Below are 16,821 nucleotides of genomic sequence, written 5' to 3'. Positions count from 1 at the left end.
CCCAAAAGCCGAATTCCATCGTTGCGGCATTCCTGGCCTTATTGGGCATAGCTCTCATTGGATACGGCTATCGGCTTTCGGGACACATGGTGAACGACATGTTGTTTTTAAACATGCTATTGGTCCTCCTATCGACCATCTTGGGTACGTATCTTCTGTTCCGCGTCACGATTAGTTGGTTTTTCTATATGTTCCGGAGGAGCAAAAACGGACACCTCGGACTGGCAAACAGTTTGTCCCTCGCACCGCTGATGCACCGGATGAAAGCGAATGCCAACTCGCTAACCTTAATTACCGTGCTGTCGGCGATGACGCTTACGATGGTCGCGATGACCTACTCGCTTTATTTTTCTGCGGAAAGCGATACCCGGATCTCGCTGCCGTATGATTTTATCTTCGAGAATAGCGAGAAGGATTCAAGATCGTTCAGTGAGGAATTGAGGAAGGAGGGAATAGCCTTCGTTCATAAGCCGGTTGAAGCCGTGCGGCTGATGGGGAAAATTTCCGACCCGGACAATCGTTCAAAAAGCGATGTCCAAGGGCTGCTCTTTCTCCCTGCCGAACAGCTTCTGGAAGCCGGAGCGGACATCAAGGTGCCTGGAAAAGGAGAAGCGGTTCTTTACAACGGCCGGGCAAATCTCGAAGGAAAGAACAAGGAAGAGGAAAAAAATTTTTCAAAAGAGATTGAACCGGGGAAAACCGGAGGTGCGAAGACGCTTCGGCTGACAGGACTCGTCGTTAAGTTTGTCATGAATTATAACGTGTATGGCGCTCAACTGGTGACAGCAGAATCAACCTTTAAGGAACTCAGGGAGAACATGGGTACCTCACCCGATTTTGAAGCGGTTCGCTTTGACACATATCTCGTTCCCGACAAAAAGGAGCGTGCCAAAGCATCCGGCCTATATGCGAAGTATAAAAAGGAAGATAAATTTATGCCCGATTTCCATACGCAATACGAAGCTACTCTCCAGTCGTTCGGGTTATTCATTTTCATTTCGGGATTTCTCGGACTTGTCTTTCTTATTTCGACTGGCAGCATCCTGTATTTCAAACAAATGACGGAGGCGGAGCAGGAAAAGAGGAGCTTTATGACGCTGCGGCAGCTCGGCTTTGACGTGAATGCCATCATGAGAGGAATTGTACGCAAGCAACTATTCGTCTTCGCCATACCGCTCTTGATCGGGCTTCTGCATTCCGTATTTGCCGTCAAAGCGGCCTCCATCTTAGTGCTTTCCAGCATCGTTGTGCCATCGGCGATTGCGATGGGGGTGTACGCATTGATTTACTTTGTGTTTGCCGTTCTAACCGTCGGTTATTACAGAAAAATCGTCAAAAATGCCATCAGAGCATGAATAAAAGGGACAAGAAAAAGGAGAAGACAAGCCATGAAAAAAGGCGGCGCGATAGCAGCTTTAGTCATTGTGATTCTAGCGGTTCTGGTTGGTATAAAGTACAGGGACGTAGTCGACCGCTTCAACCCCTTAATTACAAAAGAATATGTTTTTGTCCACATTACCAAACCGGGAGAGCCTGACCAGGGCCGATATAAATACGTGTTGACCGGTTACAATGCTCAGGGGGAAAAGAAAGAGGTAACGTTCACGGCAAGCCTTCCGTTACTGCAGGGGGCCTATCTAAAAGTATTGGCAAAAGGCGCTTACGCGCAAGAATGGGAAAACGTGAATGAAGAAGATATTCCCAAAGCGATCAAGTGGTAATACATGCATCGATAACGTGCTCGGGGGAAGTCTGTTCCGTGAGCGCGTTGTCTTTATTGGAGTTGATGTGTGTGTTTAAAAGCGGTTATGCAGCATATATTTGAATCGAGCGGAAGCCATATTTATTAAAAAGCGTCTTCACAATGTCCGATTCTGGTGGTAATCTTGGAAGTAAGCGGTTTTTTACGCGAGGTTAAAAGTGATTCGGTGTTGTACGCAACACGGATTTACTTTTCGAATACAACATCTCTTTTAGCTTAAAAATATAAACGCTTATATTTTACTTGGGAAAATTCGAGGATACTCGGGGTTAGATTTCGATAGGGAACTAACCCTCAAAAGTATAAGCGTTTATTTTATAAAAAGAAGGGAGGGGAAGGTATAACTGGTAAACGTGTTGGTTAACCGATGCAAAAAGTATAAACGCTTTTACTTTAGTTAAAGAAAGGAGAAGGATAATTAGATTTAAATTGCCTGTAAATCGGCAAGCAGCCTGTTGTTTTTTCATGCGGTCAACATTTTTAGGAGGGATTACATGCATATGTCCAATGCTAGACCATCCAAAAGCCGGACCAAATTTCTGCTAACCTTTCTTTGTTTTACCTTAGTGGCTTCCTTGTTTGGCGCAACTGCTTTGTTCGAGCCATCCAAAGCAGCCGCAGCCTCTCCTGACGACAATTTCTCCCCGGAAACCCTGCAATTCCTTCGCAATAATACGGGGCTCGATGGCGAGCAGTGGAACAACATCATGAAGCTCATCAATAAACCGGAGCAGGACGATTTGAATTGGACCAAATACTACGGGTATTGCGAAGACATTGATGATGAGCGCGGGTATACGATCGGTCTTTTCGGCGCTACCACAGGCGGCTCCAGAGATACCCATCCCGATGGCCCGGAACTCTTCAAAGCCTATGACGCCGCCAAAGGAGCCAGCAACCCGTCGGCCGATGGTGCATTGAAGCGCCTTGGCATTAACGGAAAAATGAAAGGCTCGATTCTGGAAATTAAAGATAGCGAAAAAGTGTTCTGCGGCAAGATTAAAAAGCTTCAAAACGATGCGGCTTGGAGAAAAGCGATGTGGGAAACATTCTATAACGTGTATATCCGGTACAGCGTTGAACAAGCGCGTCAGCGCGGCTTTACCAGTGCGGTGACGATCGGATCGTTTGTCGATACGGCGCTGAATCAAGGCGCAACCGGCGGCTCGAATACGCTTCAAGGCCTGCTCGCCCGTTCCGGCAGCAGCTCGAACGAGAAAACCTTTATGAAGAATTTCCATGCCAAACGTACCTTGGTTGTGGATACCAACAAATACAACAAGCCACCTAACGGTAAAAACCGCGTAAAACAATGGGACACTCTCGTGGGCATGGGGAAAATGAACCTGAAGAACGTCGATTCCGAGATTGCTCAAGTTACGGACTGGGAAATGAAGTGATCTTGTTCATTTTATAATGTTCGTTCGAAAGGACGGTCGCATTTTGCGGCCGTCTTTTTTACGCTCTTGGAAAGCGGCTTTCGGCTTTTTAGCTCTTTAGAGCTATACGGGATTCATAGCGCCGACACATACATACCCTACATATGTGGTATATTTCTTTTGCAATAAATTAAGGTTAAAGGAGAGATCATGATGGAAGTCGCAATCATGCTTTACGATGGAATCACAGCATTGGATGCCATTGGTCCGTATGAAGTATTTTCCGCCACCATGAAATGCAACGTGAAGTTTATCGGCAAGAAAAAAGGGATCATCCAAATGGACTCCAAAATGGGGTATTCGCATGCCGATTACAGCTTTGCCGAGATGACTTCAGCCGATATTCTTGTCGTTCCCGGCTGCAGTCCGCCTAACTATAAAACGCCAATGAACGACGAAGAAACGTTGGATTGGATCCGCCAAATCCACGGGACCGCGAAATGGACTACGTCGGTTTGTAACGGCTCTCTGATATTGAGCGCCGCAGGCTTGTTAAACGGAGCGGCGGCAACTTGCCATTGGGGTTCCTTCGACCTGCTCCGTTCACTTGGAGCCATTCCGACAGACGAGAGAGTGGTTCGCCACGGTCAAATCGTAACGGCAGCCGGCGTCTCCTCCGGTATCGATATGGCACTTCAATTGGTGGCATGGGAGTTCGGGGAAGAGGTAGGTAAAGCGGTCCAATTGATCTTGGAATACGATCCTCAGCCTCCGTTTGACACGGGTTCGTTAAAGAAAGCGCCGGCGCCGTTAATTGAGCGGGTCAAAGGGGTACTTCAAGAGCTGTCAAAGCAGTGAAGTTCGCCTTCGACTGCTATCCTTCCGTTCAACCGCTTCCCGCCACATAAACTTGTTTCAAGACGATTGCGCTTCATTGGACAAAAAAGGAACAATAGTGTTAATCTTACAGTAGAAATGAAAGAGTAAATAAATTGCAATCTTGTATGATATATGAATGTCATTTCGCTATCGGAAATCGTCCACAACTGGAAAAGGGATGAACGGGAGGTAGTAACGATGCAGGAGAAGGCGCTATTGCTGCGGCGGATGGGCGGCAAGGCCAATTATCCGCGGGAAAAAACAATCTTTCAACTGTTCGAGGAGCAGGCGGAGCGCACGCCGGACCAAACGGCTCTCGTATTCGAGGACCGGCAGTTGACGTATGCCGAACTGAACGAGCGGGCTAACCGGTTGGCCTGGACCTTGCGGACGGAAGGAGTGCAGCCGGATCAACCGGTCTGCATCATGATTGAGCGTTCCTTGGACCTGATCGTGGGCATTGTGGGCATCTTGAAAGCCGGCGGCGCGTACGTGCCGATCGATCCCGGTTACCCGGCGGAACGTATCCGCTACATACTGGACGATTCGGGCGCGAACATTTTGCTCACCCGGGGCGAGTTATCCGCACATCCGGACTTTGGCGGGAAAACGGTAAGTTTGGATGATCCGCAAGTGTACGACAGGAACGGATCGAATGTCGAGCCCGCAGTGGGGCCGAATCATTTGGCGTATGTCATCTATACATCGGGCTCGACCGGCAAGCCGAAAGGCGTGATGGTCGAGCATCGCAGCGTCGTCCGGCTGGTGAAAAATTGCAACTACGTTGCGCTGGGTGAAACGACGCGGATTTTGCAAACGGGCGCTATCGTTTTTGACGCCTCCACGTTCGAGATTTGGGGAGCGCTGCTGAATGGCGGACGGCTTTATCTCGTGAGCAACGAGGTCATCTTGAACGCGGCAAAATTGAAGGAGGCGATCCGGCGTTACGTGATTACGACGATGTGGCTCACCTCGCCGCTTTTTAATCAATTGTCTCAGCAGGACTGCACGTTGTTCGGCGGCCTGCAAACGTTGCTTGTCGGGGGCGATGTCCTATCGGTGCCGCACGTCAATCTCGTGCTGCGCGATAACCCCGGACTCGCTCTTGTGAACGCTTACGGCCCGACGGAAAACACGACGTTTTCTACGACGCATCCGATCGTCGGCGTACAGACGGGACCGGTGCCGATCGGCCGTCCGATCAGCTACTCGACGGCCTACGTGACGGACCGTTCGATGAAGCTGCTGCCCGTTGGAGCATGGGGAGAGCTTCTCGTCGGCGGGGACGGCGTTGCGCGCGGGTATTTGAACCTTCCCGAGCTCACGGCGGAGAAGTTCGTCGACAACCCGTATCGGCCGGGAGAGCGCTGCTACCGCACGGGGGATTTGGCCCGGTGGCGTTCCGACGGCACACTGGAATACAAAGGCCGGATCGACGGGCAGGTGAAAATTCGCGGATACCGGATCGAGCCGGGGGAGATCGAGTCGCAGCTCGCGAAAGTGGAAGCGATCCGGGAGGCCGTCGTCGTCGCCAGGGAGGACGAGAGCGGGCAGAAGCAGCTATGCGCCTACTTTGTAGCGGACCGCGCGTTCACCGCAAGCGAGGCGCGAAGCGCTCTGGCGCAAGAGCTGCCGGACTACATGATCCCGTCCTGCTTCGTGCAGCTGGAGCGGATCCCGCTCACCATCAACGGCAAGGTGGACCGCAAGGCGCTGCCGGCTCCGGAAGAAAGGCTGCAAACCGGCGCAGAACACGCCGCTCCCGCGACGGAGCTGGAAGCGAAGCTGGCGAAAATTTGGCAGGAGGTACTGGGCGTTCCGAACATCGGCGTCTTGGACGGCTTCTTCGATCTCGGCGGACATTCGCTGAAAGCGTTGGCGTTGATGTCGGAAATGGAGAAAGCGGGATGTTACGTTACCTTAACCGATATTTATCACTATAATTCGATTCGGGCGCTGGCCGGTTACCTTCAAGCGGCCAAGGAGCAGGAGCATCTTATCGAAACGAAAGAAGAGCTGGTGTCCTGGCTGCACCGGGAAACGGAAGGCGTATACGAGCTGGTCTCGTACCAAGTGCGCGATTTTCTTCACGAAACGAAAGAGATCTACGTTCTTTACAGCGATGCCGCAGATGAGGAGCGCGTTGAAAATCTCGTACGGATGATGAACGGCAAAGTGGCCAGAACGCTTCTGCCCCACTATATCGCGCCTCTGCATCATAGAATCGAAACGGACCCGAACCAAGCGATCGACGAAGAGATCTTTTGCCGCCGTCTCGGTTTAAAAAGGTTGGAAGCGGATGAGGCCGCAGCGATTCGCGGGCAGCTTCAAGACCAATACGATCAAACGGACCGCTGGATCAAAACGGGGCAAGTGACGCACGAATACCCGCTCGGGGCGATACAACAGATGCAAATTAAGTTCCACACGCCTCCCAGTCTGGTTTTCTTCAAGCTGGACGAGTATGTGGATTATGCGCTGCTAGACCGGGCCTACGCTTGGCTCGTACAAAACCAAGGTCAGCTGAGGAGCGTTCCCGTCCAAGGGGAGCCGTGCGTTTACTGGAAGGAATACGCGTTTCCTTCCGAGCGTTCGCCGAAGCTTCGCCTCATCGACGTTTCGGGCCGCGATCCGAGCGGTCCGTTTATGGATATGCTGCAGGATTTCGTTGAAAACACCCGGTACGTCGGGGAGCATATTTTGTATCAAATGGTCGTGCTGAAACGTAACCTGCGCGAGCATTATGTCATCGGGCTCCTGCATCATGTCCTTTGCGACCGGGTGACAACGGAAGTCATCGAGCGGCAGATGGTCTCTTGCTACAGAAGCCTGCTTCAGGGCCAAGCGCCGCCTTCGGAGGAAGTGAAGCCGTTTGCCCAGTATGTGCATCAAATTCAGCACGGTCCCAGAGGCATCACGGAACAAGAATGGATCGCGGCCTTTGAGCTGGAAACGTTTCAACGGAGCAAACGGGACATCCTGCGGCGGCTGGCGCACCGAACGAGTGACGAAGCCTTGTTGTTTAACGTAAATATTCCGGCGAAGGAGCATTCTTTAGGGGCTGCGCTTTCCGTCTATACCAAGGGGCTGCAAACCTATTTGGAGACGAATCATCTGCCCTTGCTGTTCCTATATGACGGACGAAGGTATGAAGATGCGTCGTACTACAATACGGTCGGGGAGTTTATCGATTTCGTGCCTCTCTTGATCGATGCGAGGCAGAATCAGGATGAGATGCTTCTTACCGTAAGAACCCGGCTGGATCTTCTGATAGACAAAAACATCAATTTTATGCATCTGCTTACCGATCCCGCTTGCCGTGGCAATTGGGACCGAACCAAGGAGCTCGTACAGTTTGGGGAGCAGTATGAGCACCTCGATCTGTTCATGTTTAATTATTTGGGCAACAGCACCAAAGGGGATTTGCAGGAAAGCCTGTACGACGATACCGTCGTGAAACAACCGAACCCGCTGCCGATTTATTCGCTGTTTAACTGCATCGCCGCGTCTCACGCGGACGGCTTCATTTTCTCGATTCGCTGCAGCTACAAGATTGACGTAGAGGAAGTCCGGGCGGCGTTTCACAAGGCGGCATGTGCGGAATACGGAAAATCTTGACTGTCCCCAAAGTAGTCATTTGAGTTGATAAGCCTGACCGGAGAAAGGCAACAGTTCAAAGCAACGTTGCTTGTTCTGCGGTCATTTTTTTTATAAAAATGCATAGCTTTCTCTATTTCATCATAGCGTGCAGTTTTAGGCAAACCGGGTTCGGGTCAACTTATATTTAAAGCCTGCCGTGGTATTTGCCAGATATTCGCTAACAATCCAATCGTCATGACCTTGCCAGGTCTGTCCTAACGCCCGACCAAGCTGGAGCTCGTCAGGTGAAAAAAAGTCTGCCGTTTCTTCAAATTCCGGCAAAAATTGAGGTGTTTGCGGTTCCGTATCGGAATCGGAAAAGTCCACTTCCTCGTCGCTTCCGAAAAAATGCTGCTGAGGCAAATCGTCCGGATCGATTTTGTTTTCGTCGGTATATTCACCCCAACCGCCGGCATCTTCTTTTTCACTGTAAACCGGGGCATATTGATCGAATACGGCGGCCTTTAAAGGCTTACGATCCTGGGAAGCGGAGGCATAATATTTTTTGCCCGGAATGTCCAGCCCGCCTTTGGTCGTACCGGAGTCTGAAGTAAGTTCATTGACCTCGAAATATACCCCTTTCTCTTTACGGGTCGGCGTCTCGAATTGCGTGCGTCTGCCGTGCTGCCCTACATCATACTGCTCCGGACTCATGGCGGATGGTATGGTTCCGCTGGGGAGCGGTTCCTGTTCTTGGTCGGTTGTGCGAATTTTTTTGCTCTTGCTCGCTTTAAAAACTTGCTTCTGGCCCGACCCCAGGATCAATCTTGTCTTCTCGCTTGGTTTCGTGATGGTATCTTCATAGGCTTGTTGATGGCCACGGGTCGCTTGAGGCGCTTTCTTGGTCTTCTTTTTCTTGTAGTGGTTATTCCGATCCGTAAGGTTCATGCTGGTAGGTCCGACGGAATCTTCAGCGAAATCCTCCAGTGTTGCTCCTCCATATTCCGATTTACGCTTGCCGGAAGGGCGGCTCTTGATATCGGTATCGGTGAAGCTGGAAACCGGGTTGGAACCGGCGTGGGCGGTCCAGTGAACTTTACCGCTTTTTTTCTCCTCAATGACGGTTAACGACATTTCGTCCAGTTCCTGTTCCTGGGATGCGGTGAGATCGTTGCTCCTGAACAGTTCATATTGATCGGTCATCGGATTTCGGGTCCATTGCACCGATTTTTCATCCAGGCCTTCCTGGGACATGGGATAAAAGACGGGCAGCATTCCTTTGTTTTCAGGCTTGTTGAAATGGGCATTATCGGTGACGGGGCCGATTTTCTTGTGATTTCGGTAGAAAGCTGTCCGATTTTTCCTACGCTTGGCTTTTACCAGATTTTTGGGGTCTATGGCCGTGATTTTCGGCGCTTTGGCAGGGTCGGTGTCTCCGCCAACGTGGGCATAAAAAGAAGCCTGATCCGCATAATCGTAAGTTTGGGTGCGATCCTGATGCTGGTCCCGGACTTTTGTTTGTTGATCGGGGGGAAGGTTTTTGAAATCATCGTCCTCCTCGTCCAGCTTGGCAAGGGCTCCCTTATACGTTACGAGTCTTTGTACGGTGTCCGTCCGTGATGCATTGGAATGAGATGCGCCGGAGTTGGCGCCGTTGCGATGTCCTTCTCTCGCAGCCTTCAATAGCTGTGCCGTATGCCGGTTGCCGAAGGTTCGCTGCAGGTAAGCGACATCCCGCGTCAAGGAGGAACCGGAAGAAAGCATGACCCTTTGCTGTATGGAGTGAAGGTCCATGGTTTGCTCGATGGTTGTGCTCCGATCATTCCCGGCGTTGTTCTTTTGTTTTGACCTCGTATCGGCATCTGTAGACGGTAGCTTCTTCACGAAAGGCACGCCCTTCCTTAATAGTGGACTTCATGTTATTCCCATTGTATCAAAAAACAAAGACGGGTCCAGCACTGAAGAGATGCGTCGTTACCGAAGGGGCGCCGTTATTTCTGCATGTTCGGAAATGACGATCAAATGAATATCAAAGTTAAGACGGGCGGCGATTCCAAATACATGGACATCGGGACATTTTATTCCAGGTTTTGACATAATATATTTTCTTGAACGGGATTGACTGGAAATAAAGGGATATGATACCTTACTGATAATGATTATCATTATCGAGAAGTCATCATGTGGATACCGGGAGGAGGGCTATCATGCTTCAAAAAGAAAGGCTGCCGAGGGAACGAACCACGTCTGCGAGGAGCCGGAGTCCGAAGAAAAGCCTGATTGAAATCCGCGAGTTTATGAATGAGCACTATAACGAGCCTCTGTCCATCGGACAGTTGGCGCAGATGGCCAATATTACCCCCAAATATTTTGTAGACCTCTTCAAGAAAACCTACGGTCAGAGCGCGATGGATTATTTGACGGACCTCCGGATTAGCCGGGCCAAGCGTTATTTGATGGAATCGGAGGAGCGGCTGCGGGAAATCGCCCAAAAGGTAGGTTACCGGGACGAGTTTTATTTCAGCCGCAAATTCAAGAAGGAGGTTGGCGTATCTCCCTCCGACTATGTCAAAAAAGCCAGGCAGCGAATCGCCGCATGCTCTTCCTCGGTCACCGGCCAGCTGCTGGCGCTGAATATTATGCCGGCGGCCGCGCCGCTCGATTCCAAGTGGACTCCTTATTACTATAACGCCTATAAAGAGCGGATCAAGCGCCCCCTCAAGCTGACGGACCCTTATACAAGCTGGTCGTTCGAGGAAAATTTGGGGACGCTTGTGCAGGCGCGCCCCGACGCGATTATCGGCACCGACCGGCTGGGCGAGAACGAGAAACGGAAGCTGGAGGACATCGCGCCGTCTTTCTTCGTTTCGGCGGAGCTGGACGGATGGCGGGAGCAGCTTCGCCTGATCGCCCGGTTCCTGGAGCAGGAGGATAAGGCGGAGCAGTGGATCGCCGGCTACGAACGGCGGGCGGAGCTGGCCCGGGCGCACATCGGCGAAGCGCTCGGTGACGATCGTATTCTGGTTCTGCGTATTTTCGGGCAAGGTCTCCATGCTTATTGCAATCGCGGCATGGAGGACGTGCTGTGCCGGGATTTAAAGCTGAACTTGGTTTACCGGGCAGAGCCGTCCGGCCACCGGCCGCTTACGATGGAACGGCTTGCGGATCTGAATCCCGACCGTCTGCTGCTCCTCGTATGTCCCGAGGCCGCTTCGCGGGCGTATTGGCTCGCGCTCCAGCATTCGGCGGCATGGCGTCAGCTCAAAGCCGTCCGAAACGGGCAGGTGCACCTGATCTCCTCGGACCCCTGGTTCGAGTATTCGGCCGTGTCCGTTGCGCGGATGCTGGATGAAGCGCAGCTCTTGTTTACAGGGAATTGTCCAAATTCATTACAGGATAGCGTCCATGGTGCCCGCTTCGGCCCATGATGTATAATCCTCCTGAATGAGAATTATTATCAACGAAGGAGAGATTCCATGCGTGACATGCTTCATCGATTAAGACTGGCCGGCAGGTTGCCGATGTCCGTCTTGCTGTGCCTCGTCGTGGCGGGTGGACTGCTGGCCGGCTGCGGCACGGCGAACAAGGGGGCAGCCCCTGCGCCGGAGGCCAATACAAACGACAAAAACGCTGCCGCAGGCAGTAAAAGCACGGCTCCTGCCCAAGAACAGGTCGTCAAGGACGAGCTGGGTCATGAGATCAAGGTGCCTGCCGCGCCGAAGCGGGTTTTTGCCCCGTATCTGGAAGACTCCTTGTTGAAGTTGGGGGTTAAGCCGGTCGCCCAATGGTCAAGCGGTTCGCAAGGACAAGATTATTTGCAGCAGGAGCTGAGCGGTGTTCCCCGGCTCGATTTCTCGGGCGGCCCTCCGTCTCCCGAGGTGCTGATGGCTTATAATCCCGATTTGATCATTTTGCAAAATAACAGCTATTCGGGCAACGGCAATTACGAGAAGTACGCCAAGATTGCGCCGACGTACGCTTTTACGAATGCCTCCGGCGATGTGGAGAAATCGCTTGCGACTCTGGGGAGCCTGCTCGGCAAAACGGCGGAAGCGGAGCAGGCGCTCAAAGCGTATCGTCAGAAAGTGCAGGAAGCCAAGGAGAAGCTGGATCAAACCGCAAAAGGGAAAAAGGTGGCGGTCATCCGCTTCGCAGCCAGGGGCGTAAGCCTGATGGGCGGCAACTACATGAGCGGGCAGGTCCTGTACCAGAAGCTCGGTCTGGGCAAGCCCAAGCTGGTGGAGAAGGAGAACAGCGCCGCCCTTTCCCTGGAGATTCTCCCCCAGTTGGATGTGGACTATATTTTCTACATTAATCAATATGGTCAAGGCTCGGAGCGGATAAAGGAAATAACGGACAGCCCGATTTGGAAGGCGATGCCTGCCGTCAAGCAGGGACAGGTGTTCGAGGTGAGCGATAAATATTGGCTCGGGAACGGTCTGATCGCTTACGAGAAAATTATTGACGATACGGTCAAGCATTTGGTCAAATAAGCGGAATTCGCCGATGAACGGAAACGTGGCGGTTCAGAGCGTAAGCATTGAAGGAGATGGAAGCATAGTGACGTTCAAGCCGAACGAGCAAAGCGAAGCAACGCTGAAAGACCTCGCGCGCAGCAAAGTCGATATTCCGTGGGCGGAGCAGTGGATCATGAAATCGCGCGATCATCACCGGAGGTACCAGATCCTCGTGGCGAAGCCTCCGGGGGCCCCGCCTCCTGCCGGATTTCCGGTCATTTATTTGCTGGATGCGAATTCGGTATTCGGCACGATGGTGGAAGCCGTGCGGCTGCAAAGCCGGCGGCCGGACAAAACCGGGATCGTCCCGGCGGTTATCGTCGGGATCGGGTATCCGGTGGACGGACCGTTCGCGCCGGAGCGGTTTTACGATCTGACGCCGGCGCCTACGATAGATTATTTGAACCGATCGGACAGCATGCCGCTTCCCGAGCAAGGCGGAGCCGCTCATTTCCTGAAATTCATCGAGGAGGAGTTAAAGCCGCAAATCGAAGGCGAGTTTCCAGTGGACCGCAGCAGACAGACGATTTTCGGACATTCGCTCGGCGGGTTATTTGTGCTGTACGCGCTGTTTGCGAAGCCGCATGCGTTTCAAAGCTATATCGCGGGCAGCCCTTCGCTTCACTGGAACGAGCCGTTCCTGCTTGAAGCGGAGCGGGAATTTGCGAGAGGATTGCAGCCTGCGGCAAGCCGGATCGAGCTGCTGCTCGGCGTAGGCGAGCTGGAGAAGACGCACGTCTCGCGCAATTGCAACCGTGCGCTGGCGCTCTCGGAGCGGCTGGCCGCATTGTCCGGGCGCGGATTGGATGTGGAATATAAGGAGTTTGAAGGCGAGGGGCACGTATCGGTGCTGCCCGTGCTGATCAGCCGGGCGTTGCGGCTGGCGCTTCGGCCGAAGCCGTGACGGCGGCCGAGTTATCGGGAAGGGGATGCAGGGAACCGAGGACGTTGAAGCGAGTGATGGAAAGGACGGAGATGAAGTGGTAGAGCTGGGAATCGAAGGAAAAGTCGCGCTCGTCACCGGGGCAGCCCAAGGCATAGGGGAAGCCGTAGCGCGTGCGCTGGCTGAACTCGGGGCTTCCGTGGCCGTCGTAGACCGCAATGCGGACGGGCTGGACAGCCTTGCAGCAGAGCTGAAAGCCCGGGGTTATCAGGCTGCGGCTTATCCGGCGGACGTCAGCGACAGCTCGGCGGTAGAGGACGCGGTGGAGCGCATCGAGCGGGAGCTTGGGCCCATCGGTATTCTCGTCAATGTCGCCGGGGTGCTCCGGATGGGGCCTATCGAATCGTACAGCGACGAGGACTGGGAGGCGACATTTGCCGTCAACACGAAAGGCGTGTTTTACGTATCCCGCGCCGTCGTTCGACGCATGGCTCTCCGCCGATCCGGGGCGATCGTGACCGTAGGGTCGAATGCCGCCGGGGTACCGCGCATGCATATGGCGGCTTATGCGGCCTCCAAGGCGGCGTCGACGGTGTTTACCAAATGCCTGGGGCTGGAGCACGCCCGGCACAATATCCGCTGCAATATCGTCTCGCCGGGCTCGACCGACACGGCGATGCAGCGTCTGCTGTGGACGGTTGAATCCGGGGAGCAGGCGGTCATCGCGGGTTCGCAGGAGTCGTTCCGGCTGGGCATTCCGCTCGGGAAGCTGGCCAGACCCTCCGATATTGCGGATGCGGTCGTTTTTCTCGTGTCCGATCGGGCGGGTCATATTACGATGAGCGATTTGTGCATCGATGGCGGTGCAACCTTAGGAAAATAATTTCATTCTAAGAGAGAGGAATGATGGACATGGTGAACCTGGAAACGGTTCCTGCCGCATGGGCTTCCGAACTTATCGATATGTATGAAGCCGGCTCGTCGTTTTTCCTGGCCTCGCCGCAGCGTACGCTGCTGGCGAAAGGGGAGGTGGCCAGGCTGTCCGTGCAGGGAGGCGCAGATCGGCTCAAAAGCTTGCCGCAGCACGTGGCCGAACTGCTGGCCCGCACGCAATTTTCCGGAGGGGCGCCTTCCGTTGTCGTGGGAGCGATCCCCTTCGATCCCGCGAAGCCTGCGGAGCTGATTGTGCCGCAGACGGCCCGGTGGGCCGGCAAACTGCAGCTTAACGGCGAGGCTGCGGAAAGGCAGCCCGACGCCTCGGATTATAAGCTGCGCCCCGTGCCGGAGCCGGAAGTCTACGAGCGGAGCGTGAGCCAGGCGTTGGCGCGTTTTCAGAAGGGGGACCTCCGCAAGGTCGTTCTTGGGAGAACCTTGCATCTGACGCTGCCTGTGAAGGTCGATGTCCGCCGGCTTCTCCGCAACTTGGCGCGGCATAATCCGCACGGCTATACGTTCGCGGTGAACCTGGCCCCGGGAGAAGCCCGGGCCGCATGGACTCCGGACGAGCCGAACGGTCAGGAGCCGCGAACGCTGATCGGCGCCAGCCCGGAGTTGCTTGTGACGAGAACGGGAGGGCGGCTGAAGGCGAATCCGCTCGCGGGCTCCGCGCCCCGCAGCAGCGATCCGGTCGAGGATCGGCGAAGGGCGGAGGCGCTGCTCGCTTCGGCCAAGGACCGGCATGAGCATGCGGTCGTGATCGAAGCCGTCGCTGACGCGCTGCGCCCCTATTGCAGCCGCTTGGACGTACCTAGCGAGCCTTCGCTCGTACAGACGTCCACGATGTGGCATCTGTCCACAGTCGTTACCGGAGAGCTGTCCGATCCTTGGGTATCGTCGCTGGAGCTGGCTTTAGCGCTGCACCCGACCCCGGCGGTTTGCGGGACCCCGACCGATCTGGCGCGGGAGACGATTATCGATAGCGAGCCGTTCGACCGGGGCTTCTTCACGGGAGCGGTCGGCTGGTGCGATGCGAACGGCGACGGGGAATGGATCGTGACGATTCGCTGCGCCGAGGTGGAAGGCCGTGAGCTGCGGCTGTTCGCAGGCGCGGGGATCGTTGCCGGGTCGAGCCCGCAGGCCGAGCTGGCGGAAACGTCCGCCAAATTCCGGACGCTGCTGCAGGCGATGGGACTGAATCAGCCGCAGCCGGCAGCCGTAAGGGGGGATCAATGATGCGTTCGCAATACCCTTCGTGGCCGAAAGAGATGGCGGATTTTTACCGGGAGACCGGCTGCTGGGCGGGCGAGACGTTCGGTGAAATGCTGCGCGGGCGCGCCGCCGCTTACGGGGACCGCATCGCCGTCGTCAGCGGAACAAGCCGGATCAGCTACGCCGAGCTGGATGCGAGAGTCGACCGGTTGGCCGCCGGATTTTACAAGCTCGGCATTCGGCAGGACGACAAGGTGATTTTGCAGCTTCCCAATATCGCGGAGTTTATCGAGGTGTGCTTTGCGCTGTTTCGGCTGGGTGCGCTGCCGGTATTCGCTCTTCCGCTCCATCGCAGGAGTGAGATTGCTTATTTTTCCGAGTTTACAAATGCGAATGCTTATATTATTCCGGATGTCGAGGCAGGCTTCGATTACCGGGAGCTGGCGGCGCAAGTGCAGGAGCAGGTACCGACGCTGCGCCATGTCATCGTAGCCGGCGATCCCGGGAAGTTTACGGCGCTGCGCGACCTGTATGCCGATCCGCTGCCCGATTTGCCGGAGCCAAGCTCCGGGGATGTGGCGTTTCTCCAGCTGTCCGGCGGCAGCACCGGGCTGCCGAAGCTGATTCCGCGCACGCACGACGATTATATCTACAGCTTGCGGATGAGCGCCGAAGTGTGCGCTCTCGATGAGCATAGCATCTATCTTGCCGTGCTTCCCACGGCCCACAATTATCCGCTGAGCTCCCCGGGCGTGCTGGGCACGCTCTACGTGGGCGGACGCGTCGTGCTGTCCCGCGGCTCCAGCCCGGACGAGGCGTTCCCTCTCATCGAGCGGGAACGCGTCACGATCACCGCCGTCGTGCCTCCGTTGGCCCTCGTATGGCTGGACGCGGCCGAGTCGCGCCGCAGCGACCTCTCGTCGCTTCGGCTGCTGCAGGTCGGCGGGGCCAAGTTCAGCGCGGAGGCCGCCCGTAAGGTGAAGCCGATTCTGGGCTGCACCTTGCAGCAGGTCTTCGGGATGGCGGAAGGGCTGGTCAACTATACCCGGCCGGACGATCCCGAGGACATTCTGGTGAATACGCAGGGCAGACCGATGTCGCCTTACGACGAGATCCGCATCGTGGATGACGAGGATGAAGAGGTCGCTCCCGGTCAGGTCGGACATCTGCTGACGCGGGGGCCCTATACGATCCGCGGCTATTACAAAGCCGAAGAGCATAACGCCAGGGCGTTCACGGCGGACGGCTTCTACCGCACCGGGGATATGGCCAGAATGACGCCTGAGGGCTATCTTGTCGTCGAGGGTCGGGCCAAGGACCAGATCAACCGCGGCGGCGATAAGGTGGCGGCGGAGGAGGTCGAGAACCATCTCCTCGCGCATCCGGGCGTGCATGATGCCGCCGTCGTTTCGATGCCCGACGCTTACCTTGGCGAGCGCAGCTGCGCCTTCATCGTGCCGTATTCACCTGCGCCTACTCCGGCCGAGCTCAAAGCGTTCCTGAGGGAGCGGGGGCTGGCCGCTTACAAAATCCCCGACCGGGTGGAATTTATGGAGTCGTTCCCCCGAACCGGGGTCGGCAAGATCAGCAAGAAGGCGCTGCGCGAATTCATTGCCCAGAAGCAGCAGGCTTTAGCTGCGCCTCCGATAAAATAACATGAGAAAAGAGGAGATA

Annotated in this window: 12 protein-coding genes; 11 read left to right on the top strand and 1 reads right to left on the bottom strand. The window is 54.8% G+C overall.

Annotation, left to right across the window (positions count from 1 at the left end):
- The 5 genes from QJ48_RS37560 to QJ48_RS20285 all read left to right on the top strand — a co-directional run.
- On the top strand, positions 1 to 1,355 hold a 1,355-nt coding region (locus QJ48_RS37560; RefSeq protein WP_054975336.1), incomplete at its 5' end, for an ABC transporter permease.
- Positions 1,356 to 1,388: 33 nt separating this feature from the next.
- Positions 1,389 to 1,721 carry a YxeA family protein gene (locus QJ48_RS20300; RefSeq protein ID WP_054975335.1) on the top strand — a complete coding sequence of 111 codons (333 nt, stop codon included), beginning with the start codon at positions 1,389 to 1,391 and terminating at the stop codon, positions 1,719 to 1,721.
- Between the two features lie 535 nt (positions 1,722 to 2,256).
- On the top strand, positions 2,257 to 3,162 hold the full coding sequence (locus QJ48_RS20295) for a chitosanase (protein ID WP_193394471.1): 906 nt from the start codon (positions 2,257 to 2,259) through the stop codon (positions 3,160 to 3,162).
- A gap of 192 nt (positions 3,163 to 3,354) precedes the next feature.
- Positions 3,355 to 3,999, top strand: a complete 645-nt coding sequence (locus QJ48_RS20290; protein ID WP_054975334.1) for a DJ-1/PfpI family protein — start codon at positions 3,355 to 3,357, stop codon at positions 3,997 to 3,999.
- Between the two features lie 219 nt (positions 4,000 to 4,218).
- Positions 4,219 to 7,638 (top strand): amino acid adenylation domain-containing protein, encoded by a 3,420-nt coding sequence (locus QJ48_RS20285; protein ID WP_337589632.1) that lies wholly within the window; start codon positions 4,219 to 4,221, stop codon positions 7,636 to 7,638.
- A gap of 135 nt (positions 7,639 to 7,773) precedes the next feature.
- On the opposite strand, the gene QJ48_RS20280 is transcribed toward QJ48_RS20285, so the two are convergent.
- Positions 7,774 to 9,483: a hypothetical protein gene (locus QJ48_RS20280; protein ID WP_054975332.1), complete on the bottom strand. Its 1,710-nt coding sequence runs from the start codon at positions 9,481 to 9,483 to the stop codon at positions 7,774 to 7,776.
- A 323-nt stretch (positions 9,484 to 9,806) separates the two neighbouring features.
- Between QJ48_RS20280 and QJ48_RS20275 the strand changes: the two genes are divergently transcribed.
- The 6 genes from QJ48_RS20275 to QJ48_RS20250 all read left to right on the top strand — a co-directional run bounded on the left by QJ48_RS20275 (position 9,807) and on the right by QJ48_RS20250 (position 16,802).
- On the top strand, positions 9,807 to 11,027 hold the full coding sequence (locus QJ48_RS20275) for a helix-turn-helix domain-containing protein (RefSeq protein WP_054975331.1): 1,221 nt from the start codon (positions 9,807 to 9,809) through the stop codon (positions 11,025 to 11,027).
- 48 nt (positions 11,028 to 11,075) lie between these two features.
- Positions 11,076 to 12,092: an ABC transporter substrate-binding protein gene (locus tag QJ48_RS20270; protein ID WP_054975330.1), complete on the top strand. Its 1,017-nt coding sequence runs from the start codon at positions 11,076 to 11,078 to the stop codon at positions 12,090 to 12,092.
- 13 nt (positions 12,093 to 12,105) lie between these two features.
- Positions 12,106 to 13,020: an alpha/beta hydrolase gene (locus QJ48_RS20265; protein WP_237762988.1), complete on the top strand. Its 915-nt coding sequence runs from the start codon at positions 12,106 to 12,108 to the stop codon at positions 13,018 to 13,020.
- 76 nt (positions 13,021 to 13,096) lie between these two features.
- The gene (locus QJ48_RS20260; protein ID WP_054975339.1) at positions 13,097 to 13,882 is read left to right on the top strand and encodes a 2,3-dihydro-2,3-dihydroxybenzoate dehydrogenase; all 786 of its coding nucleotides are present in this window, start codon (positions 13,097 to 13,099) and stop codon (positions 13,880 to 13,882) included.
- Positions 13,883 to 13,911: 29 nt separating this feature from the next.
- Positions 13,912 to 15,171: an isochorismate synthase DhbC gene (dhbC, locus tag QJ48_RS20255; RefSeq protein ID WP_054975338.1), complete on the top strand. Its 1,260-nt coding sequence runs from the start codon at positions 13,912 to 13,914 to the stop codon at positions 15,169 to 15,171.
- Positions 15,171 to 16,802: a (2,3-dihydroxybenzoyl)adenylate synthase gene (locus tag QJ48_RS20250; protein ID WP_054975329.1), complete on the top strand. Its 1,632-nt coding sequence runs from the start codon at positions 15,171 to 15,173 to the stop codon at positions 16,800 to 16,802. Before dhbC ends, QJ48_RS20250 begins: the two co-directional genes overlap by 1 nt.
- Positions 16,803 to 16,821 lie beyond the last annotated feature (19 nt).

The sequence above is a fragment of the Paenibacillus sp. A3 genome (genome assembly GCF_001399685.1).
Taxonomy (GTDB): Bacteria; Bacillota; Bacilli; order Paenibacillales; family NBRC-103111; genus Paenibacillus_G.
This window is presented reverse-complemented; position numbering and strand designations above follow the sequence as displayed.